This window comes from Bradyrhizobium sp. AZCC 1678 (genome assembly GCF_036924765.1).
Taxonomy (GTDB): domain Bacteria; phylum Pseudomonadota; class Alphaproteobacteria; order Rhizobiales; family Xanthobacteraceae; genus Bradyrhizobium; species Bradyrhizobium algeriense.
In genome coordinates, this window is sequence record NZ_JAZHSE010000001.1 from 936,602 (window position 1) to 958,401 (window position 21,800).

23 protein-coding genes are annotated in these 21,800 nt (G+C 63.5%); 12 read left to right on the top strand and 11 right to left on the bottom strand.

Annotated features, from left to right (window positions below):
* Positions 1-4: 4 nt before the first annotated feature.
* Entirely contained in the window at positions 5-553 is a 549-nt protein-coding gene (locus V1294_RS04470) for a 2'-5' RNA ligase family protein (protein WP_334495411.1), read from the top strand.
* Here the strand turns inward: V1294_RS04470 and V1294_RS04475 are convergent.
* Complete coding sequence (locus V1294_RS04475; protein ID WP_334495414.1) at positions 525-1,160, bottom strand: RluA family pseudouridine synthase; 636 nt, start codon at positions 1,158-1,160, stop codon at positions 525-527. The genes V1294_RS04470 and V1294_RS04475 overlap by 29 nt on opposite strands.
* A gap of 178 nt (positions 1,161-1,338) precedes the next feature.
* Between V1294_RS04475 and ftsY the strand changes: the two genes are divergently transcribed.
* Together ftsY and V1294_RS04485 are read left to right on the top strand one after the other, a co-directional pair.
* On the top strand, positions 1,339-2,286 hold the full coding sequence (gene ftsY / locus V1294_RS04480; protein WP_334488085.1) for a signal recognition particle-docking protein FtsY: 948 nt from the start codon (positions 1,339-1,341) through the stop codon (positions 2,284-2,286).
* Position 2,287: 1 nt separating this feature from the next.
* Positions 2,288-2,890: a septation protein A gene (locus V1294_RS04485; protein WP_334488087.1), complete on the top strand. Its 603-nt coding sequence runs from the start codon at positions 2,288-2,290 to the stop codon at positions 2,888-2,890.
* 52 nt (positions 2,891-2,942) lie between these two features.
* On the opposite strand, the gene V1294_RS04490 is transcribed toward V1294_RS04485, so the two are convergent.
* The 6 genes from V1294_RS04490 to ccmA all read right to left on the bottom strand — a co-directional run bounded on the left by V1294_RS04490 (position 2,943) and on the right by ccmA (position 6,285).
* Entirely contained in the window at positions 2,943-3,302 is a 360-nt protein-coding gene (locus V1294_RS04490) for a ComEA family DNA-binding protein (protein WP_334495416.1), read from the bottom strand.
* Positions 3,303-3,404: 102 nt separating this feature from the next.
* On the bottom strand, positions 3,405-3,998 hold the full coding sequence (locus V1294_RS04495; RefSeq protein ID WP_334495417.1) for a DsbE family thiol:disulfide interchange protein: 594 nt from the start codon (positions 3,996-3,998) through the stop codon (positions 3,405-3,407).
* Positions 3,995-4,174, bottom strand: coding sequence for a heme exporter protein CcmD (ccmD, locus tag V1294_RS04500; protein ID WP_334495419.1), 180 nt, complete (start codon positions 4,172-4,174; stop codon positions 3,995-3,997). The genes V1294_RS04495 and ccmD overlap by 4 nt, the downstream gene beginning before the upstream one ends.
* Before the next feature lie 4 nt (positions 4,175-4,178).
* Positions 4,179-4,910, bottom strand: coding sequence for a heme ABC transporter permease (locus V1294_RS04505; RefSeq protein WP_334495421.1), 732 nt, complete (start codon positions 4,908-4,910; stop codon positions 4,179-4,181).
* Between the two features lie 107 nt (positions 4,911-5,017).
* The gene (gene ccmB, locus V1294_RS04510; RefSeq protein WP_334495422.1) at positions 5,018-5,686 is read right to left on the bottom strand and encodes a heme exporter protein CcmB; all 669 of its coding nucleotides are present in this window, start codon (positions 5,684-5,686) and stop codon (positions 5,018-5,020) included.
* Positions 5,683-6,285: a heme ABC exporter ATP-binding protein CcmA gene (gene ccmA, locus V1294_RS04515; RefSeq protein WP_334495424.1), complete on the bottom strand. Its 603-nt coding sequence runs from the start codon at positions 6,283-6,285 to the stop codon at positions 5,683-5,685. The genes ccmB and ccmA overlap by 4 nt, the downstream gene beginning before the upstream one ends.
* A gap of 225 nt (positions 6,286-6,510) precedes the next feature.
* On the opposite strand from ccmA, the gene acnA reads away from it, so the two are divergent.
* The 3 genes from acnA (at position 6,511) to V1294_RS04530 (ending at position 10,957) form a co-directional block, all read left to right on the top strand.
* Positions 6,511-9,231, top strand: coding sequence for an aconitate hydratase AcnA (gene acnA, locus V1294_RS04520; protein WP_334495426.1), 2,721 nt, complete (start codon positions 6,511-6,513; stop codon positions 9,229-9,231).
* Between the two features lie 146 nt (positions 9,232-9,377).
* Positions 9,378-10,139 (top strand): DUF1223 domain-containing protein, encoded by a 762-nt coding sequence (locus V1294_RS04525; RefSeq protein WP_334488107.1) that lies wholly within the window; start codon positions 9,378-9,380, stop codon positions 10,137-10,139.
* A 446-nt stretch (positions 10,140-10,585) separates the two neighbouring features.
* Positions 10,586-10,957, top strand: coding sequence for a DUF2794 domain-containing protein (locus V1294_RS04530; protein WP_334488111.1), 372 nt, complete (start codon positions 10,586-10,588; stop codon positions 10,955-10,957).
* 108 nt (positions 10,958-11,065) lie between these two features.
* On the opposite strand, the gene V1294_RS04535 is transcribed toward V1294_RS04530, so the two are convergent.
* The 4 genes from V1294_RS04535 to V1294_RS04550 form a co-directional block, all read right to left on the bottom strand.
* Positions 11,066-11,596, bottom strand: a complete 531-nt coding sequence (locus V1294_RS04535; protein ID WP_334495428.1) for a GNAT family N-acetyltransferase — start codon at positions 11,594-11,596, stop codon at positions 11,066-11,068.
* 140 nt (positions 11,597-11,736) lie between these two features.
* A complete protein-coding gene (locus V1294_RS04540) occupies positions 11,737-12,528 on the bottom strand; it encodes a Bax inhibitor-1/YccA family protein (protein ID WP_108520643.1) in 792 nt (263 codons plus the stop codon).
* A 241-nt stretch (positions 12,529-12,769) separates the two neighbouring features.
* Positions 12,770-15,340: an ABC transporter permease gene (locus V1294_RS04545; RefSeq protein WP_334495430.1), complete on the bottom strand. Its 2,571-nt coding sequence runs from the start codon at positions 15,338-15,340 to the stop codon at positions 12,770-12,772.
* Entirely contained in the window at positions 15,337-16,050 is a 714-nt protein-coding gene (locus V1294_RS04550) for an ABC transporter ATP-binding protein (RefSeq protein WP_334488118.1), read from the bottom strand. Before V1294_RS04550 ends, V1294_RS04545 begins: the two co-directional genes overlap by 4 nt.
* On the opposite strand from V1294_RS04550, the gene V1294_RS04555 reads away from it, so the two are divergent.
* The 6 genes from V1294_RS04555 to V1294_RS04580 all read left to right on the top strand — a co-directional run bounded on the left by V1294_RS04555 (position 16,049) and on the right by V1294_RS04580 (position 21,787).
* Positions 16,049-16,765, top strand: a complete 717-nt coding sequence (locus V1294_RS04555) for an arylesterase (protein WP_334488120.1) — start codon at positions 16,049-16,051, stop codon at positions 16,763-16,765. The two genes, V1294_RS04550 and V1294_RS04555, sit on opposite strands and share 2 nt — an antisense overlap.
* Before the next feature lie 180 nt (positions 16,766-16,945).
* On the top strand, positions 16,946-17,482 hold the full coding sequence (thpR, locus tag V1294_RS04560; protein WP_108520635.1) for an RNA 2',3'-cyclic phosphodiesterase: 537 nt from the start codon (positions 16,946-16,948) through the stop codon (positions 17,480-17,482).
* Between the two features lie 198 nt (positions 17,483-17,680).
* Positions 17,681-18,862 carry a cell division protein ZapE gene (gene zapE / locus V1294_RS04565; RefSeq protein ID WP_334495433.1) on the top strand — a complete coding sequence of 394 codons (1,182 nt, stop codon included), beginning with the start codon at positions 17,681-17,683 and terminating at the stop codon, positions 18,860-18,862.
* A 146-nt stretch (positions 18,863-19,008) separates the two neighbouring features.
* Complete coding sequence (mdh, locus tag V1294_RS04570) at positions 19,009-19,977, top strand: malate dehydrogenase (RefSeq protein ID WP_108520631.1); 969 nt, start codon at positions 19,009-19,011, stop codon at positions 19,975-19,977.
* 134 nt (positions 19,978-20,111) lie between these two features.
* Positions 20,112-21,308, top strand: coding sequence for an ADP-forming succinate--CoA ligase subunit beta (gene sucC / locus V1294_RS04575; protein WP_334488128.1), 1,197 nt, complete (start codon positions 20,112-20,114; stop codon positions 21,306-21,308).
* A gap of 2 nt (positions 21,309-21,310) precedes the next feature.
* Positions 21,311-21,787 carry a DUF1579 family protein gene (locus V1294_RS04580; RefSeq protein ID WP_334495435.1) on the top strand — a complete coding sequence of 159 codons (477 nt, stop codon included), beginning with the start codon at positions 21,311-21,313 and terminating at the stop codon, positions 21,785-21,787.
* Positions 21,788-21,800: the final 13 nt, after the last annotated feature.

Here is a 21,800-nt window from a genome sequence, read left to right on the forward strand (position 1 = left end):
CGGCATGGCCTATGCGGTGAGCCTGCTCTTCAACGCTGAAATGGCGGACGCGGTCTCGGCCCGTTGGCAGCGCCTCGCCGATGCTGGCTTTTCGCGTTCGATGGTTGATCTCGGATACCACCCGCATCTGACATTGGCGGTTTATGACGAGTTGGCCGTGGAGGCGGCGAGCGCCGCTCTTGATCGGGTCTTCGACAATGTCGAGCGGATACCCGTCACCTTGACTGGCTTTTCGACATTTGGAGCCGGCAGTGGCGTTTGCTACGCGGCTCTGGCCTCTTCTCCCGATCTCGTGCGGTTACATGCCACGATCGTTACTGCGATCGGCGAAACTTGCAGGCCCCATTACCAAGCGGGGCGCTGGACGCCCCATTGCACTCTGGCAACGGGCATGACGGACGTCGAGATAGATCACGCGAGGAATTTACTCGCAAAGGATTGGCGGTCTCTTGCGGGCACATTCGAGATGGCGGATCTGGTCGAGTTTGCCCCGGTCGCCGGCATCAAGCGCTGGCCCCTGGCACTTACTCCCCGTTCCACCCGCACTTCCTGAGCCGCTCGCGCATATGTTCCGGCGCCGGCGCGGTCACGCGCACCGGTTCCTTGTTCTTCGAAATCGGAATCACGATCTCGCGGGAATGCAGATGCAGGATCGGTTCGCCAAAACGAGGTCCGTTGCCGTAGATATTGTCGCCGACGATCGGCCAACTCATGGCTGACGTGTGCACGCGCAATTGATGGGTGCGGCCGGTCACCGGTTCCAGCGCGAGCCAGCAAAGGCCGTCGCCGCGGCCGCGCACTTTCCAGTTGGTGACGGCCTTCTGCCCGTCCGGGTCCGGCTTCTGCCACCAGCCGCGCTCGACGTTGAGCCGCCCGAGCGGCATGTCGATGGTGCCTTCGTCCTCGGCAGGTCCGCCCTCGATCACCGCCCAATAGGTTTTTCCAATCTTGCCGTGCTTGAACAACAGGCCGAGCGAGGCGGTGGCCTTGCGATGGCGTCCCAGCACGAGACAGCCGGAGGTATCCTTGTCGAGCCGGTGGGCCAGCACCGGCGGCCGCGGCAGGCCGAATCGCAAGCCGTCGAAGGACGCTTCCAGATTGGCGCCGCCCTTGGGGCCGCGATGCACCGGCAGGCCAGCAGGCTTGTCGATCACAAGCATCAGCCCGTCGCGGTGGAGCACCCGGGCCTGGATTTCTTCCGCCGTTAATCCGGGGACATCAAAGGATGCCCCGGGGACATCAAGGGATGCCCCGGGAACAGTGAAGGATATCCCGGGAACAGCGATGGGTTTGTTGTGACTTCCGCTCATGGCGCGAAACCGCTAACACGTCCCCGACATGAGCGATACCACTCCCGGAACCCCCAAATTGAGCTGGTGGCGGCGGCTTTCTAGCGGCCTGAAGCGGACCTCGAGTTCGCTCGGCTCGGCCGTTGCCGACCTCGTCACCAAGCGCAAGCTCGACCGCGCCATGCTCGACGATATCGAGGATGTGCTGCTGCGCGCCGATCTCGGCACTGCCGTGGCGGTGCGGATAGCCGATGCCGTCGGCGCCGGCCGTTACGACAAGGCGATCTCGGCCGACGAAGTGAAGACGGTGGTTGCGACCGAAGTCGAGAAGGTGCTGGCGCCGGTGGCGAAGCCGCTGGAGATCGACGCAGCGCAAAAGCCGTTCGTCATTCTCGTGGTTGGCGTCAACGGCTCGGGCAAGACCACCACCATCGGCAAGCTTGCCGCGAAACTCAGCGCCGAGGGCCGGAAGATCATGATGGCGGCCGGCGACACGTTCCGCGCCGCGGCGATCGAGCAGCTCAAGGTCTGGGGCGAGCGCACCAGGTCGCCGGTGATATCAGGCGCGCAGGGCTCGGATTCGGCAAGCCTCGCCTTCAACGCGCTGACCGCGGCGAAGGAACAGAATATCGACGTGCTGCTGGTCGACACCGCCGGGCGGTTGCAGAACAAGGCCGAGCTGATGAACGAACTCGAAAAGGTTGTTCGCGTCATCAAGAAGGTCGATGCATCGGCCCCGCATGCGGTGCTGCTCGTGCTCGATGCCACGGTGGGACAAAATGCGCTGTCGCAGGTCGAGGCATTTCATCGTACCGCTGGCGTCACCGGCCTCGTGATGACGAAGCTCGACGGCACCGCGCGAGGCGGCATCCTGGTGGCGCTGGCGGAGAAATTCAAACTGCCCGTGCACTTCATCGGCGTCGGCGAAGGCATCGACGATCTCGCGCCGTTCACCGCGCGCGACTTTGCCAACGCGATTGCAGGAATCGAAAGCTAAGATGGACAAGAACCAGCCGCATCCGGTGTTCAAGCTCGCGACCGAACTCGGTCCGCTCATCGTGTTCTTCGTGGCCAACGCGAAGTTCAACCTGTTCGTGGCGACCGGCGCCTTCATGGTGGCGATCGTGGCCGCGATGATCGCCTCCTATGTGGTGGTGCGGCATGTGCCCATGATGGCGATCGTCACCGCCGTCATCGTGTTGGTGTTCGGCACGCTGACATTGGTGCTGCACGACGAAACCTTCATCAAGGTCAAGCCGACCATCATCTACGGCCTGTTCGCCGCGATACTCGGCGGCGGTCTGTTGTTCGGCCGCTCGTTCATCGCGATCCTGTTCAATCAGATGTTCAACCTGACGCCGAAGGGCTGGCGCATCCTGACCATGCGCTGGGCGTTGTTCTTTCTGGCGATGGCGGTCCTGAACGAAATCATCTGGCGCACGCAGTCGACCGACTTCTGGGTCACCTTCAAGGCGTTCGGCGCGGTCCCGCTGACGATGGTCTTTGCGATTTCTCAGATGCCGGTGATCAAGCGCTACCATCTGGAGCCGGCCACGCTCGAGGCGAGCGAGGCGGAAGCGGGCGATGTGAGCAAGGGCTGATCAAAAAGAAAAACGCACCGGCGCGGGGGCGCGCCGATGCGTTCTGCGAAGATCAGCTCTTCTGCTTGGCGATGATCTTGTCCTTGATCTTGTCGTAGGTCGCCTGCGGGACAATGCTCTTCTGCACCAGCTCGTCCTTGCCCTTGTACGGGCGGCCCGCGATGATCTTGGCGGAATAGGCCTTGCCGACACCCGGCAGCGCGTCGAGCTGGTCGGCGGTCGCCGAGTTGATATCGAGCAGTTCCGCCTTGGGCGCCGGCGCCATCTTCGACTCCGAGGCCTTCGGCGCGGGCGCCATCTTGCTGTCGGATTTGGTTGCGGGCTGCGCGGTCTGGGCCATCGACGGGGTCGCCGTCAGCATGCCCAGGGTGAGTGCGGTGGCGAGAAGAGAAGTGAGCGTGAAATGACGCATAGGGTGTCCCTCCAAGGACGGTTCAGGTAACGCCCTAAAACTAGCTGCGAATTCGTGGCGGCGCCATGGCTCTAAAATGAACGATAGATAAAAGGCCGAGAATTATTTGCTCAATGCCTTCTCGATCTCGACCTTCAGCACACTGTCGAGATTGGCCGGCGTCACCGGCCCGACCAACTTGTAAAGAATGGTGCCGGCGCGGCCGACGACAAAAGTTTCAGGCACGCCATAGACGCCCCATTCGATCGAGCCGCGGCCATTGGCATCGACGCCGACCATGCTGAACGGATTGCCGTAGCGGCCGAGGAAGCGGCGGGCGTTATCGGGGGAATCCTTGTAGTTGATGCCGACGATCTGCAGCCGCGTGTCCTTTGCCAGCGCGGTCAGCAGCGGCGCCTCGTCGTGGCACGGCACGCACCAGGACGCCCAGACATTGACGACGGAGACCTTACCCTTGAAGGCGGCGGGATCGAGCCCGGGGACCGGCGCCCCGTTATGGACGAGGCCTTCCAACGCCGGCAGCGCTGTCTGCGGCGCCGGGCGGCCGATCAGGGCGGAGGGGATTTTTGAGGGATCGCCGCCATACAGCCGCAGCAGGAACAGCGCGGCGACGGCCATGAAACCGATCAGCGGCAGCGCCACCAGCCAGCGCCGACGGCGCGGCGGCCCATCCGACGCTGTGGGCGGCGCGGTCATCGGATGTCCGTCGCCTGGCGGCCGGAGCGCCGGGTCACGCCGCTGGCCTCGAGTTCGCGCAGGCGCTCCTTCTGGAGGCGATAGTCGATCGTGATCCAGATGATGAGAAGTACCACGACCGCCGCCACCAGCGTGTAGGACGTCACGATAAAGGAAGCGTAGGGTCCGAGCGACATCGCGTCACGCCGCCTGCTGGCTGGCTTGCAACATCTGCAAGCTGCGCACGCGCCGGCGCAAGATCTCGTTGCGCATCGCCGCCAGATGCAGCGTGACGAACAATAGCGAGAAACCGACCGCCATCACCAGCAGTGGAATCAGGAACGCCTTGTCGAGCGTAGAACCGCCCATTCGTATCACGGCCGCCGGCTGATGCAGCGTGTTCCACCAGTCGACCGAGAATTTGATGATCGGCAGGTTGAGCGCGCCGACCAGGGTCAGGACGGCGGCGGCCCGCGCCGCCCGCGCCGGATCGTCTACTGCGCGCCACAGCGCCATCAGGCCGAGATACATCAGGAACAGGATCAGGACCGAGGTCAGCCGCGCATCCCATTCCCAATAGGTGCCCCACATCGGCCGTCCCCACAGCGAACCGGTGACCAGTGCGAGAAACGTGAATGCCGCGCCGATCGGCGCGGCGGCCTTGGCCGCGACATCGGCCAGCGGATGCCGCCATACCAGCGTGCCCAGCGCGGCAATGCTCATGACGCCCCACACGAACATCGCCAGCCACGCATTGGGTACGTGGATGAACATGATCTTGACGGTGGCGCCCTGCTGATAGTCGTCGGGCGCCATCGCCGCCTGGTAGAAGCCCACCAGCAGCAGGATCGCGGTCGCGCCCGCCAGCCACGGCAGCACGCGCGCCGTCAGCGACAGGAATTTGGTGGGATTGGCGAGGTCGATCAGCGTCATGGCATCCTGATAGTCGTCAGCGGCGGGGCAGGCAATGCGGCTTGGTTTGTTTCATGTGGCCTCCGCGAGAGTTGATCGGCGTCAAGTCATTGTCAGTCCAAGCCATCTCAGTCCAGACCATGCCGCAGGCTGGCCGCAGCCGCGAACGGCCCGATCACGAAACTGACCAGCGAGATCGCGCAGAGAATCGAAAACGGTGTTCCAAACGGCAGTGGGCCTGTGATGGCCGCCTGTGACGCCGCGACGCCGAAGATCAGTACCGGGATCGACAGCGGCAGCACCAGTACCGCCAGCAGCAACCCGCCGCGGTGCAGTGTCACGGCCAGCGCCGCGCCGATCATTCCCGTAAACGTCAGCGCTGGTGTTCCCACCAGCAGCGTCAGCGCCACCGCCGAGGTCGCCGTGGCGTCGAGATTGAGCATCAGCCCCAGCACAGGGGTTGCCACGATCAGCGGCACGCCGGCGGCTAGCCAGTGGGCCAGCGCTTTCGCGGCACAGGCCAGTTCCAGCGGCGCCCGGCCCATCACGATCAGGTCGAGCGAACCGTCCTCGTGATCGGCCGTGAACAGGCGGTCCAGCGTGAGCAGGCTGGCCAGCAGCGCGCCGAGCCAGAGGATCGCCGGTCCGAGCCGCGTCAGCAGTGCCAGATCGGGCCCGATCGCGAACGGCATCAGCACCGTGACGGTGAGGAAAAACAGCACCCCGATCAGCGCCCCGCCGCCGACGCGAAGGGCGATCTTGATGTCCCGGCGAATCAATGCGGCGAGGACGCTCACTTGGTTTCCCCCATCCGCAGTTCCCTGGCCTCGATCCCAAGCGGGGTATGGGTCGCGGCGATGATGATGCCACCACTGGCGAGATGATCGCGCATGACGCCGACGAAAAGGTCTTGCCCGGCGGTATCGAGCGCCGAGGTCGGCTCGTCCAGCAGCCAGACCGGCCGCCGCACCACCAGCAGGCGTGCGATCGAAAGCCGCCGCCGCTGCCCGGCCGAGAGATACGCCGCCGGCAGATGGGTGGCATGGCCGAGCCCTACAGCTTTGAGGCATTGGCTGAGGTCGCCGGCCGCGCCGCCGAGAAAATCGCGCCAGAACGCGAGGTTCTCCTGCACGCTCAGCGCAGGCTTCAGCGCGTCGCGATGGCCGAGATAGTGGGATTGCTCCTGTAAGGTCAGCTCGGCCTCGCTGCCCTCCAGGTCGACCGACCCGCCCGCCGGCACCAGGAGGCCCGCGATCAGGCGCAACAGCGAGGTCTTGCCGGAGCCGTTCGGGCCGACCACGGCCAGCACCTCGCCGGAAGCGGCTTCGAAATCGAGGCCCGAGAACACACTGCGGCCGCCCCTGATACAGTCGATTTGGCGTCCGGAGAGCCGCATTTTGCTTTGTCACAGCCCTCTGAAATTGATGGGTACCGCGTCAGAATTTGTGGGTACCGCATTGCTGCAGCACGCTTGTCGATGTGGCGGCGCTTCTAGAAAGATTCTATAAGCCCGGAACTTGATGCAGCACACAATCGGCGGCTGCAAGCCGATAGGCCAGCCTAACGCTGATGGTGTTTAAATACCCTTGCCGGGTATAACTGGAATTTGGGATTTCCTGACATGACCTCGCTCGACAGCTTCAAATGCCGCAAGACCCTCAAGGTCGGCAGCAAGACCTACGTGTATTACAGCCTGCCCGCCGCCGAGAAGAACGGTCTGAAGGGAATTTCCAAGCTGCCCTATTCGATGAAGGTGCTGTTGGAAAACCTGCTGCGCAACGAGGACGATCGCACGGTCAAGAAGGCCGACATCATTGCGGTGTCGAAATGGCTCAGCAAGCGCAAGCTCGAGCATGAAGTCGCCTTCCGCCCGGCGCGTGTGCTGATGCAGGATTTCACCGGCGTGCCGGCGGTGGTCGATCTCGCCGCGATGCGCAACGCGATGCAGGCGCTCGGCGGCGACGCCGAGAAGATCAACCCGCTGGTGCCGGTCGATCTCGTCATCGACCACTCGGTGATCGTCAACTTCTTCGGCGACAACAAGGCGTTCGGCAAGAACGTGGTCGAGGAATACAAGCAGAACCAGGAACGCTACGAGTTCCTGAAATGGGGCCAGAAGGCGTTTTCGAACTTCTCCGTGGTGCCGCCCGGCACCGGCATCTGCCATCAGGTCAATCTCGAATATCTGGCGCAGACGGTGTGGACCAGGAAGCAGAAGATGACGGTCGGCAAGAAGACCGGCACCTTTGAAGTCGCCTATCCGGATTCGCTCGTCGGCACCGACTCGCACACGACCATGGTCAACGGCCTCGCCGTGCTCGGCTGGGGCGTCGGCGGCATCGAGGCGGAAGCCTGCATGCTCGGCCAGCCGCTGTCGATGCTGCTGCCGGAAGTGGTCGGCTTCAAGCTCAAGGGCCAGCTCAAGGAGGGCGTCACCGCGACCGACCTGGTGCTGACGGTGACGCAGATGCTGCGCAAGCAGGGCGTGGTCGGCAAGTTCGTCGAATTCTTCGGCCCCGGCCTCGATTTCCTCTCGGTGGCCGACAAGGCGACCATCGGCAACATGGCGCCGGAATACGGCGCGACCTGCGGCTTCTTCCCGGTCGACGCTGCGACCATCGATTACCTCAAGACCTCCGGTCGCAAGGCGGATCGCGTCGCGCTGGTTTCGGCCTACGCCAAGGCGCAGGGCCTGTTCCGCACCGCGAAATCAACGGATCCCGTGTTCACGGAAACGCTGACGCTCGATCTCGGGGATGTCGTGCCGTCGATGGCCGGCCCCAAGCGCCCCGAAGGCCGTGTCGCGCTCCCTGCAGTTTCCACCGGCTTCGCGACAGCGCTGGCCGGCGAATACAAGAAGCCGGAAGGCGCCGAGAACCGCTATTCGGTCGAGAACCGCGACTTCGATCTCGGCCATGGCGACGTCGTGATCGCTGCGATCACCTCCTGCACCAACACCTCCAACCCGAGCGTGCTGATCGGCGCGGGCCTCCTGGCGCGCAACGCTGCCGCCAAGGGCTTGAAGGCAAAGCCGTGGGTGAAGACCTCGCTTGCGCCCGGAAGCCAGGTGGTCGCGGAATATCTTTCCAATTCCGGCCTGCAGAAGGAGCTCGACAAGGTCGGCTTTAACCTGATCGGCTTCGGCTGCACGACCTGCATCGGCAACTCGGGTCCGCTGCCGGAGGAGATTTCGAAGTCGATCAACGACAACGGCATCGTCGCCGCCGCCGTGCTGTCGGGCAACCGCAATTTTGAGGGCCGCGTCAGCCCCGACGTGCAGGCCAACTACCTGGCCTCGCCGCCGCTGGTCGTGGCCTATGCGCTCGCCGGCACGGTGACAAAGGACCTCGCGGTCGAGCCGATCGGCGAGGGCAAGGACGGCAAGCCGGTGTACCTGAAGGACATCTGGCCGACGACCAAGGAGATCAACGCCTTCATGAAGAAGTTCGTGACGGCCACGATCTTCAAGAAGCGCTATGCCGACGTGTTCAAGGGCGACACCAACTGGCGCAAGATCAAGACGGTCGAGAGCGAGACCTACCGCTGGAACATGAGCTCGACCTACGTGCAGAACCCGCCCTATTTCGAAGGCATGAAGAAGCAGCCCGACCCCATCGTCGACGTGGTCGATGCGCGGATTCTGGCGATGTTCGGCGACAAGATCACCACCGACCACATCTCGCCGGCCGGTTCGATCAAGCTGACTTCGCCTGCCGGAAAATTCCTCAGCGAGCACCAGGTGCGTCCCGCCGACTTCAACCAGTACGGCACGCGGCGCGGCAATCACGAAATCATGATGCGCGGCACCTTCGCCAACATCCGCATCAAGAACTTCATGCTGAAGGGCGCCGACGGCAATATTCCGGAAGGCGGCCTTACCAAGCACTGGCCCGACGGCGAGCAGATGTCGATCTACGACGCGGCGATGCAGTACCAGCAGGAGAGCGTGCCGCTGGTGGTGTTCGCCGGCGCCGAATACGGCAACGGTTCGTCGCGCGACTGGGCCGCCAAGGGCACCCGCCTGCTCGGCGTCCGCGCCGTGATCTGCCAGAGCTTCGAGCGCATCCATCGCTCCAACCTGGTCGGCATGGGCGTGCTGCCGCTCACCTTTGAGGACGGCACGTCGTGGACATCGTTGGGCCTGAAGGGCGACGAAAAGGTGACGATCCGGGGCCTGCAGGGCGACCTGAAGCCGCGTCAGACCCTGACGGCCGAGATCGTGTCCGGTGATGGCGCGCTGCAGCGCGTGCCGCTGCTTTGTCGCATCGATACCCTCGACGAACTCGAGTACTACCGAAACGGCGGCATTCTGCATTATGTGCTGCGCAAACTTGCCGCCTAACGCGGATTTGTGATCAGTGCCTCACTGCGAAGTGAGTAGCGAGCCGGAAGAAGGCGGCCTATGACAAGGCCGCTTTCGCGCGTCTGGGGCACGCATTCAGGATGTCAAATCATGCCCAGTAAAAATACGGACGGACGGTTCGGCCTATGATAGCGATGATGGCCTATAGCGGCATATCGCGATGGTCCGGTGCGCTCAGCGTCTGCGCGATCATTGCCGTGATCCGCCCGGCTCATGCCGATCCGCGCGCCGTGGTCGAACTGTTTACGTCGCAGGGGTGTTCGTCGTGTCCGCCGGCCGATCAGATCGTCGGCGAACTCGCCAAGGACCCCAACGTGATCGCGCTGAGCATGCCGATCGACTACTGGGACTATCTTGGCTGGAAGGACACGCTGGCGGACTCGCGTTTCAGCGCGCGTCAGAAAGCCTACTCGCATGTACGCGGCGACCGCAACCTCTACACGCCGCAGATGATCGTCAACGGTTCGGCGCAGGTGATCGGCAGCGATCGTGCCGCCATCGAAGGCGCCATCAAGAACACGAGCAAAGCCGAGGGCGTGATGTCGGTGCCGGTGACGATGACGTTGTCGGGCAAGCTGATCAACGTGTCGGTCGAGGCGAGCAAGGTGTCGGCGACGGGGCGCGGCGAAGTCTGGCTTTGCTCGGTCTCGCGGGCGGTGCCGATTTCGATCGGGCGCGGCGAGAATCGCGGCCAACAAATCACCTACTACAACGTGGTGCGCAATATCGTGAAGGTCGGCGACTGGAACGGCGGCGCAGGAAGCTGGACCGTTCCGCTGGAAAATATTTCCCGCGACGGCGTCGATGCCGCGGTCGTCTATGTCCAGGACGGCAACCGCGAAAAGCCGGGCCCGATGCTCGGCGCTGCCTTCACCGCGCTGCGCTAGCTGGCGCTCGTGTAGCTCCATCCGGGCTACACAGCCGGCGAAGCCGCGCGTGGCGTTTCAGAGCGGGCCCACAAACGAAAAAGGACCAACTTTCGTTGGCCCAGTATCGGGATTAGCTCCCTCTGCGAACAGGCCCGATCCCGACGGCCCCGGGGGGCTGGGGGCTGAGGAATCCGGAACCGAAAGGACCGGGCCAACGCAGGATTTTCTTGTCGCAATCCAGCGGGGCGGGCGGTTGGCGGAAGTGGGGCAGCAATAAGATTCCGCTAACGATCCCGTGAATCGATGTTTCCCGCGATGCCGGGCGGTTCCGCGCGGTTTCCTTCGTGTTTACACCCCTTGCGGCGTCCTGCGGTTAGCGCGATCATGTAAATCTCGGCACGCGCCCGAAAAGTGGGGACCGGTTTTCGGAACGAGAGCATGCCTGAGATGACAGGAGGCGCTCCATGAGCTCGATATCGGAGGACACCGATCCAAGCGAGAGCCGCGCAGTGGCGCGGACCGCCACTGCAACTCCCCCGCCGAATCGTGTCACGTTCAATCGTCTCGAACTCAACCGTATCCTCAATCTGTATGGGCGCATGGTCGCCGACGGCGAATGGCGCGACTATGCCATCGACTTTCTGAAAGACCGCGCGGTGTTCTCGGTATTCCGCCGCGCCTCCGAGGTTCCAATCTACCGCATCGAGAAAGATCCGCGGCTCGCGCGCAAGCAGGGCATGTACAGCGTGATATCGGCGACCGGGCTGATCCTGCGCCGCGGCCACGAACTCGAGCGCGTGCTGCTGGTGATCGACCGCAAGCTGGCGCTGGTGTAGCGAAGCCGCCGTAGGGTGGGCAAAGGCGCACTTGCGCCGTGCCCACCACCCATCCCCGATGTTAGTCGCGAATGGTGGGCACGCTTCGCTTTGCCCACCCTACAAATCTCAATCCCCCGGCACCGTCGACCCGCCTTCACCGAGCGCGCGCTGCATCATCACGGTGTCGAGCCAGCGGCCGAACTTGAGGCCGACATTGGCGTGCGTCCCGATCATCTGGAACCCGCATTTGGTGTGAAGGCCGATCGAGCCGGCATTGGCGGAATCGCCGATCACGGCGATCATCTGCCGGTAGCCGCGCGCCTCGCATTCGGGGATCAGCCGCTGCAACAATTGCAGGCCGATACCGCGGCGGTGGGTCGAGGGTTGCAGATAGATGGAATTCTCCACCGTAAAACGATAGGCCGGCCGCGGGCGATAGGGCCCCGCATAGGCGTAGCCGATCACGCGGCCTTCGACGACGGCAACGAAATAGGGAAAACCGCTGTCCATCAGCACCCTGAATCGCCGGGTCATCTCGGCGAGATCGGGAGGGATCAGCTCGAACGTCGCGGTGCCGTAGCGTACCGCGTGCTCGTAAATTTCGGTGATGGCGGGGAGGTCGGCCTCGGTGGCGGAGCGAATTTCGGGAACGGACATGGAGCAAGATTAGATTTTTTCGCGCAGAAGGGAAGCGGGTTCGAGGCTTCTTCCCTCTCCCATAAGGGGGAGAGGGAAGGGGCAAAAGAAAAGCCCCGGCCGCGAGGCCGGGGCTTCAACTCGTACCTGGTCGGTAGCGACTAGTCGCGCTGGCCGAGCAGCTGCAACAGCAGCGTGAACAGGTTGATGAAGTTCAGGTAGAGCGACAATGCACCGGTAATCGCCGCTTTCTCTGCAATCTCGCCGCCTTCAGAGGCGTAGCCGTAGATGTAGTCATTCTTCAGCCGCTGGGTGTCCCAGGCGGTGAGGCCCGCGAACACCAGCACGCCGACCACCGAGACGATGAACTGCAGCATCGAGCTCGCCAGGAACAGGTTGACCAGGCTCGCGATGATGACGCCGATCAGGCCCATGAACAGGAACGACCCCATGCCGCTCATGTCACGCTTGGTGGTATAGCCGTAGAGGCTCAGTGCGCCGAACGTGGCCGCGGTGATGAAGAACACCCGCACGATCGAGGTATGCGTATACACCAGGAAGATCGACGACAGCGAAATGCCCATCAGCGCCGAGAACACCCAGAACAGCATCTGGGCGGTCGCAGGCCGCAGCCGGTTAATGCCGGCCGAAATCGCAAACACCATGGCCAGCGGCGCGAGGATGAACAGCCACTTCAGGGGGCTGACATACATCGCGTAGCCGAACTGCGTCAGGTAGGCATTGCCGAACCGGGCGACGGCGCCGGCCTGATCGGTGGTCACCGCAGCCATGTAGACGCCGAGCGCTGCAAGGCCGGTGATCGCCAGGCCGATGCTCATGTAGTTGTAGATGCGCAGCATGTAGGCGCGCAGACCGGCATCGACTGCCGCAGCGTCAACGCGTCCGGCGGCCCGGCCGAAAGGAGATACGTAGTTACGGTCTAGGTCCGACATGGTCGAATTCCCGTTGGTTGCCCGGCGGAGCGCAAGGGTTTGCGGCGCCGGTTAGATTTCTATCTCAGCTGTCCCGATTTGCTGACATTATTCCAGGTCATCAAGCCGGCCACTGAACTTGGCTGGTATGTGGGAAACTAACACATTCGACGCAAGCTTCCACGCGCGGCTGAATGTCGCTTCTCGCAGCAAATTCCGCGTAAAAGCAGCGTTAACCCCGCCTTTCCGCCGCTACAAATTGTCACAAATTCCGCAACACGCTGGCCGGCTTCTGGTTCAGGGCCAACAACGTCCCGGCGAGCCCCAGTCCTACCGTGACGATGAGGGCGGCCGCGACCACGCCTGCGGCGCTGCCGGCCTGCCAGATGAAACCGAGCGTCATCAGCCGGGTCACGATCAGCCAGGCCGCGATCGAGCCCGCGATCACGCCGAAAACCGCCGTAGCGAGGCCGATCATCAGGTATTCCAGCGCGTAGGCGCCGAGCAGCCGCGCCCGGGTCGCGCCGAGCGTCTTCAGAATGACCGCGTCGTAGACCCGGTGGCGGTGGCCGGCCGCCAGCGCGCCGCCCAGCACCAGGATCGCCGAGATCAGCGTCACCGCGCTGGCGCCGCGGATGGCGAGCACGAGGTTGGTGATGACGGTGCCGACGGTTTCCAGCGCCTCACGGACCCGCACGCTGGTGACCATCGGGAAGGCGTCCGCGACCTGTTTGATGATCCGGGCGTCGCCGGCGGCGTCCGGATGGACTTCGGACAGGGTCGCAACATGGCTGTGCGGCGCGCCCTTGAAAGCATTGGGCGAGAACACCAGCACGAAATTGATGCCGAGCCCCTGCCAGTCGACGTTGCGCAGGTTGCTGATCCGGGCCGGAATGTCGCGGCCGAGCACGTTGACCACGATTTCGTCGCCGATCTTGAGTTTTAGCCCGTCGGCGATCTTCTTCTCCAGGGAGACCAGCGGCGGGCCGCTATAGTCGGCGCGCCACCATTCGCCCTCGACAACCTTCGAGCCTTTCGGGACTTCGCCGGTATAGGTCAGGCCGCGGTCGCTCTGCAGCACCCATTCGGAATCCTGCGAGGGCTTGAGCTCGTCGGCCTTGACGCCCCGGGCGGCGACGATGCGTCCGCGCAACATCGGCACGTCTTCAACCGTCGATTGCGGCGCGACCTGTTTGAGGAAGGCGCCGAAGCGGTCGGCATCGGCCGTCGGAATGTCGATGAAATAGAACGAGGGTGCTTTCTCCGGCAACGCCGCCAGGAATTGCCGGCGCAGATTGCCGTCGATCTGGGTGATGGTGACGAGGACCGCGAGCCCGAGGCCGAGCGACATCACGACCGAGGGCGTCAGCGCGCCGGGCCGGTAGATGTTGGCGATCGCCAGCCGCAGCATGGTGATTCGGGATCGGGGCATGCGGCGCGCCAGCGCCATCAGCCCGGCGGCGACGCCGCGCAGCAGCGCGAACACCGCCACCGAAGAGACGACGAACACGGCCGCGACCCGCTTGTCATAGGCAAGCCCGATGGCGACCGCGACCAGCAGCGCGATCACCACCGCCATCAGCGCGAGGTAGCTCCAGCGCGGCCGGTGCCATTCGCGCGCGACCTCCTCGCGAAACAGCGCTGCGACCGGCACGTCATGCACCCGGCCGAGCGGCCATAGTCCGAAGGCGAGCGCGGTGAGCAGGCCATAGACGAACGACAGCGCCAGCTCATCGAAATGCAGGGCAGGGATCACCGGCAATGGCAGCAGCTTGCCGAACACGCCGACGATGAGGAACGGCAACGCCGCGCCGGCGGCGAGCCCGATCACCGAGCCGACCGCGGCGAGCAGGATCACCTGCGTCAGATAAATCGTGAAGACGTCGCGCCCGGTGGCGCCCAGCGCCTTGAACGAGGCGATGACGTCGCGGCGGCGATCGATATGGCTCTTGACCGCGTTGGCAACGCCGACGCCGCCGACCAGAAGTGCGGCGAGGCCGACCAGCGTCAGGAACTGGGTGAAGCGATTGATGGTTCGTTCGAGCTGCGGCGAGGCATTGCTGCTGCTGCGGATCCACCAGCCGGCTTCCGGCAGGGCGCTGCGCGCGCTCTCGATCATTTGGTTGGCGGAGCGATCGTCGGCCGCATTGTCCGGCAGCTTCACGCGGTAGATCCAGCGCACCAGGCTGCCGGGCTGCAGCAAGCCGGAGGCGCGCAGGCTCGCTTCGCTGACGAGAACGCGCGGGCCCAATCCGACATTGCCGGCGAGCTTGTCCGGCTCGGCGACAACGACGCTGCGGATCTGGAGGCTGGCATTGCCGATTGTGATGCGGTCGCCGAGCTTCAGATCGAGCCGCGCCAGCAGCGTGGAATCGACCGCGGCCCCGAACGCGCCGTCGCGCTCGGCCAGGAGATCCGCCATCGGCATTTTGGGCTCGAGCGTCACCTGCCCGAGCATCGGGTAGTTGCCATCCACCGCCTTGAGTTCGACCAGCGCCAGCTTGCCGTCGTTACTGCGGGCCATCACGCGCAGCGCCGCCGCCACCGAAACCTGGCCGCGCGCGCGCAGGAATGCGATTTCCTCCGGCTTGGCCTCGCGCTGGATCAGCGAGAACGCCACGTCGCCGCCGAGCAGCGTGCGGCCCTCGCGCGTCAAACCTTCGCTGAGGCTGGCTGCGACCGAGCCGACGCCGGCAATCGCCATCACGCCAAGCGCGATGCAGGCGATGAAGACATAAAAACCGCGCAAGCCGCTACGCAGTTCGCGAAGCGCGTAGCGCACGGCAAGGGATGACGCGCGGCTCCGATAGGCCGGTTCGGAAATGACGCTCATGAATGGCCGTCGATCCGGCCCGAGCGCAGCCGCACGACGCGGTCGCAGCGCTGCGCCAGCGAACTATCGTGCGTTACCAGCACCAGGGTCATGCCGCGCTCGGCGTGCTTGGTGAACAGGAGATCGACGATCTGCTTGCCGGTGGTTTCATCGAGATTGCCGGTCGGCTCGTCCGCAACGAGAATGGCGGGATCTGGCGCCAGCGCGCGGGCCAGCGCCACGCGCTGCTGCTCACCACCCGACAATTGCGTCGGATAATGATGCAGCCGATCGCCGAGCCCGACCGACGCCAACTCCTGCGCCGCGCGTGCTGCCGCGTCAGGATTGCCGGCGAGCTCCAGCGGCACCGCGACGTTTTCCAGCGCCGTCATGGTCGGGATCAGATGAAACGACTGGAACACGATGCCGACCTGGCGGCCGCGGAAGCGCGCCAGCGCATCCTCGTCGAGGGCATTGAACGGAGTGCCGTTGACCACCACCTCTCCGCTGTCAGGACGTTCCAGCCCCGCCATCACCATCAGCAAGGTCGATTTGCCCGAGCCTGACGGGCCGATCAGGCCGATCGCCTCCCCCGGTGCCACACTAAGGCTGATATCTTTCAGGATATGAACGCGGGCGGCACCTGAGCCGAGCGAGAGGTTGACATTGGAAATGGCAATGGTGTCCGGCTCGACGCCGGCCAGTGAAGAGGGTTCGATGAGACTGTCCATGGCTCGGTCATATGGCACTTACGCCACTCGGGTCGAGGGCTTGAAACGGATGTTTGCGCACATACGCGTGTTGATTATGGCTTTGATGACGGCCGGACCGGTTTTTGCCCAGTCCCAAGTCCATTCTCCTGCCACCGCACCCGCCAAACCGGTCAAAATGGTCGTCCTCGGCGATTCCTTGAGCGCCGGCCTCGGCCTGCAGGCCACGGCGGCGTTCCCCGCCCGCCTACAAAAAGCTTTGAGCGACAAAGGGATAAAGGTCGACATGATCAATGCCGGGGTGTCCGGCGATACCTCGTCCGGCGGCCGCGACCGGCTGGACTGGTCGATCCCTGAGGGAACCGAGGCGGTGATTCTCGAACTTGGCGCCAACGACGCGCTGCGCGGCATCGACCCCGCCGTCACCCGAACGGCATTGACTGAAATCCTGACGCGACTGAAGGCGCGCAAGATCGCCGTTCTGCTGTGCGGAATGCTTGCGCCGCCCAATTACGGCAGCGAATACGCCGCGCGCTTCAACGCGATCTATCCGGAGCTTTCCAAATCCTTCGGCGTCCCGCTCTACCCGTTCTTCCTGGAAGGGGTCGCGGCAGACGCCAAACTCAACCAGGCGGACGGGCTGCATCCGACCGCCGAGGGCGTCGATGTCATCGTGAAAAATATTCTGCCTATGGTGGAGGCATTTCTCGGCACGATCTCGAGGCAACCGAGTTGAAAAAGATGCAAACGAATAACCTTGCTGCTGGTTTTCCCCGTAGCATTCCGGTCTGCTGGCGCCGCGTGCTTCGCAGGGTCATATAAGTCGGGTAGGAATTAGTGATCGGTGATTCGTCACCGGGTTTGCTGTCAGGCGTGAGCCTCCAAAGCTGACGCCTTCGCATCGAGGATTTTTGCGATGCCGCGTTTGTTTGCTGGACTGGAAATTCCGGCCGAGATCGGCCAGAGCCTTTCCAATTTGCGTGGCGGCCTTCCTGGCGCACGCTGGATCGATCCCGAAAATTACCACGTCACCTTGCGCTTCATCGGCGATATCGACGGCATGTCGGCGAATGAAATCGCCTCGATGCTGTTTCGGATCAACCGCAAGCCGTTCGAGGTCAAGGTGCAGGGCCTGCAGAGTTTTGGCGGCAAGAAGCCACGCGCGGTGGTCGCTTCTGTCGAGCCGAGCCGGCCGCTGATCGAGCTGCAGGCCGAACTCGAACGGCTGATGCAGCGGATCGGGCTCGATCCCGAGGGCCGAAAATTCACGCCGCACGTGACGCTGGCGCGGCTGCACGATGCGTCGAGCCAGGACGTGGCCGATTATCTCTCGGTGCGCGGCTACTTTCCGAGCCGGACGTTCATGGCCTCCCGCTTCGTGCTGTTTTCGTCGCGCGCCTCCACCGGCGGCGGCCCCTATGTGGTCGAGGATTCCTACGCGCTGAGTGCGTGAGCCGTAGCCCGGATGGAGCCAACGGGTCGCGCGAATGCGCGCCCGATGACAGGCTCCGCGAAATCCGGGGCAGGCCTATCCGCTTGTTACAGAACCCCGGATTGCGCTGCGCTCCATCCGGGCTACGCAGCTTCATTTGCATGGCCCCGGCATCATTCAAGGCTTGCAATTTCTCTTCGCTTGAGGCCGAAAGGGGCCATGCTGTCGACCGACCCCACCTCGTTCCGCGCGCAGTATCAGGCGCTGGTTTCCTCCGGCGCGATCGAGGCCGATCCTGCGCAGGCCGACGCCGCCGAGGCGTTCAGCGCGCTTGAGGAACGGCTGTCGAGCTACAAGCCGGCGCGCAAGCTCAGCCTGCTTGGCCGGTTGTTCGGCGACAAGAGCGAGCCGCCGCCGCGGGGGCTTTACGTTCACGGCGAGGTCGGCCGCGGCAAGACCATGCTGATGGACCTGTTCTTTCAGCACTCGCCGGTCGCGCACAAGCGCCGCGCCCATTTCCACGAATTCATGGCCGAGGCGCATGAGAAGATCTACGCCTATAGGCAGAACATCGCGCGCGGTGAAATCGCAGACGGCGACGTGATCGAGCTGACAGCCAACGCCATCTTCGACGAGGCGTGGTTGTTGTGCTTCGACGAATTCCACGTCACCGACATCGCCGACGCCATGATCCTCGGGCGGCTGTTCTCAAAACTGTTCGAGCTCGGCACCGTCGTGGTGGCGACCTCGAACGTCGCGCCCGAAGATCTCTACAAAGGCGGGCTCAACCGCGCGTTGTTCCTGCCGTTCATTTCGCAGATCGAAGATCGCATGGACGTGCTGCGGCTCGACGCGCGCACGGATTTCCGCCTGGAAAAACTCGCCGGCGTGAAGATGTGGCTGACGAACGATCCGGAAGCCGAATTCGTCCTCAACCGCGCCTGGGGCAGGATGACCGGCAACGCGCCGTGCAAGTCGCGCGACATCGCTATCAAGGGCCGCAAGCTGCATGTGCCATGCTCGGCGCACGGTGTGGCGCGGTTTTCCTTCGCCGATATCTGCGAAAAGCCGCTGGCCGCGTCGGACTATCTGCGGCTGGCGCACGATTATCACACCATCCTGATCGACCGCATTCCTGTCATGGATTACGCCGAGCGCAACGCCGCCAAGCGTTTCATCTCGCTGATCGATACGCTCTATGACAATGCCGTGAAGCTGATGGCGTCGGCCGAGGCCGATCCGGTGTCGCTGTACCTGGCAACCGATGGCAATGAGGCCAACGAGTTCAAGCGGACCTCGTCACGGCTGATCGAAATGAGCTCCGAATCCTACCTGGCGCTCCCGCACGGCCGGAAGGATTCCGCGGCGAGCGGGTCGAGCACGGGGCTGGTGGAAACGTAGTCTTTCGCTGGCATACCTGACCGAAATCGAGGCAGGGTCTAGAATCGGGCATGCCCCGGCTTGAACCGGTCATTCGAAAGGGATAACCAGCCATCCAACTTCCTTATCCACACCCCTCATCTTCGTCTCAGAAGGACAAATTTCCCATGGCGCGCGACAAGATTGCTTTGATTGGCTCCGGTCAGATCGGCGGAACGCTGGCTCACCTCGTCGGCCTGAAGGAGCTCGGCGATGTCGTGATGTTCGACATCGCGGAGGGCGTTCCCCAGGGTAAAGCGCTCGATATCGCGCAGTCTTCGCCGGTCGACGGTTTCGACGCCCATCTCACCGGCGCCAATTCCTACGACGCGCTTGATGGCGCCAAGGTCTGCATCGTCACCGCCGGCGTGCCGCGCAAGCCCGGCATGAGCCGCGACGATCTCCTGAGCATCAATCTCAAGGTCATGGAGCAGGTCGGCGCCGGCATCAAGAAATATGCCCCCGACGCTTTCGTCATCTGCATCACCAACCCGCTGGATGCGATGGTGTGGGCGCTGCAGAAGGCTTCCGGCATGCCGCACAAGAAGGTGGTCGGCATGGCCGGCGTGCTCGACTCCGCGCGTTTCCGTTATTTCCTGGCCGATGAATTCAACGTCTCGGTCGAAGACGTCACCGCCTTCGTGCTCGGCGGTCACGGTGACACCATGGTGCCGCTGACCCGCTATTCCACCGTCGCCGGCATTCCGCTGCCCGACCTCGTCAAGATGGGTTGGACCTCGCAGGCGCGCATCGACGAGATCGTCGACCGTACCCGCAACGGCGGCGCCGAGATCGTGAACCTCCTCAAGACCGGTTCGGCGTTCTATGCCCCGGCCGCTTCCGCGATCGCGATGGCCGAGAGCTACCTCAAGGACAAGAAGCGCGTGCTGCCCTGCGCCGCCTATCTCAACGGCGAATACGGCGTGAAGGACATGTATGTCGGCGTCCCCGTTGTCATCGGCTCGAAGGGGGTCGAGCGTATCGTCGAGATCGAGCTGGCCGGTAAGGACCGCGAAGCCTTCGACAAGTCGGTCGGCGCGGTGCAGGGCCTGGTCGACGCCTGCAAGAAGATCGCGCCCGACCTGTTGGGCCGTTGATTTTACTCAGCTTTCGCCCCTTCGCGGGGGCGGAAGCGTTTTCAGGGTTGCAGTTCTATTGGTATATGGTATGCCAACTACCAATGCCGGTGAACTGTAGAACTCGCCGCTAAAGGGTTTTGGGGAGCGTCCAGATGAATATCCATGAATACCAGGCCAAGGCTCTGCTGCATGAATTCGGCGTGCCGATTTCGCGCGGTGTGCCGGTTCTGAAGGCCTCGGATTCGGATGCCGCCGCCAAGACGCTTCCCGGCCCGGTCTGGGTGGTGAAGAGCCAGATCCATGCCGGCGGCCGCGGCAAGGGCAAGTTCAAGGAAGCCTCCGCCGGCGACAAGGGCGGCGTTCGCATCGCCAAGTCCGTTGCCGAGGTCAATGAATTCGCCAAGCAGATGCTGGGCGCGACCCTCGTCACGATCCAGACCGGCGCGCACGGCAAGCAGGTCAACCGCCTCTACATCGAGGAAGGCTCCGACATCGACAAGGAGTTCTATCTCTCGATCCTGGTCGACCGCGAAACCAGTAAGGTGGCGTTCGTGGTTTCGACCGAGGGCGGCGTCAACATCGAGGAAGTCGCGCACAATAATCCTGAGAAGATCGTGACCTTCTCGGTCGATCCGGCGACCGGCATCATGGGCCATCACGGCCGCACGGTCGCAAAGGCGCTCAATCTTTCCGGCGATCTCGCCAAGCAGGCCGAGAAGCTGGTGGTGCAGCTCTATAACGCCTTTGTCGCCAAGGACATGGCGATGCTGGAAATCAATCCGCTGGTCGTCACCAAGCAGGGCCTGTTGCGCGTGCTCGATGCGAAAGTGTCGTTCGACGACAACGCCATGTACCGGCATCCCGAAGTGGCCGCGCTGCGCGACGAGACCGAGGAAGACGCCAAGGAAATCGAGGCGTCGAAATACGATCTCAACTACGTCACGCTCGACGGCACCATCGGCTGCATGGTCAACGGCGCCGGCCTCGCGATGGCGACGATGGACATCATCAAGCTCTACGGCATGGAGCCCGCCAACTTCCTCGATGTCGGCGGCGGCGCCAGCAAGGAGAAGGTGGCGGCGGCCTTCAAGATCATCACCGCCGATCCGAACGTGAAGGGCATCCTGGTCAACATCTTCGGCGGCATCATGAAGTGTGATATCATTGCCGAAGGCGTGGTCGCCGCCGTCAAGGAAGTCGGCCTGAAAGTGCCGCTGGTGGTGCGGCTCGAGGGCACCAATGTCGATGCCGGCAAGAAGATCATCCGCGAAAGCGGCCTCAACGTGGTGCCGGCCGACAATCTCGACGATGCCGCACAGAAAATCGTGAAAGCCGTCAAGGGAGGCTAGCGATGGCTGACCATCTCGCCGCACCGATGCCGCTGGAAGAACACCGCAAGCTCGGGGTGTTTGCCGGCGAATGGGCCGGCGAGGAAGTGGTCTATCCGTCGCGCTGGACCGCCGGCGGTCCGGCGACCTCGCATGTGGTGGCGCGGATGGATCTCAACGGCTTCTATTTGATCCAGGACGCCCGCCAGATGCGCGACGGCAAGGAAACCTTCGCCACCCATGGCGTGTTCACCTACGACCGCGACGACCGGCACTACAAATTATTCTGGCACGATTCGCTCGGCTACTATTCGCCGGCACCGGCCTCCGGCGGCTGGACCGACAAGACGTTGATCCTGGTGCGGGGCTCGCTCCGCGGCAACGCGCGCCACGTCTATGAAGTCGTCGACAACGACAACTACACCATGAAGATCCAGTTCTCGCCTGACGCCGAAGGATGGGCCGATGTGCTCACCGGCGTTTACCGGCGAATTCACTAAACCCATCGTTCAT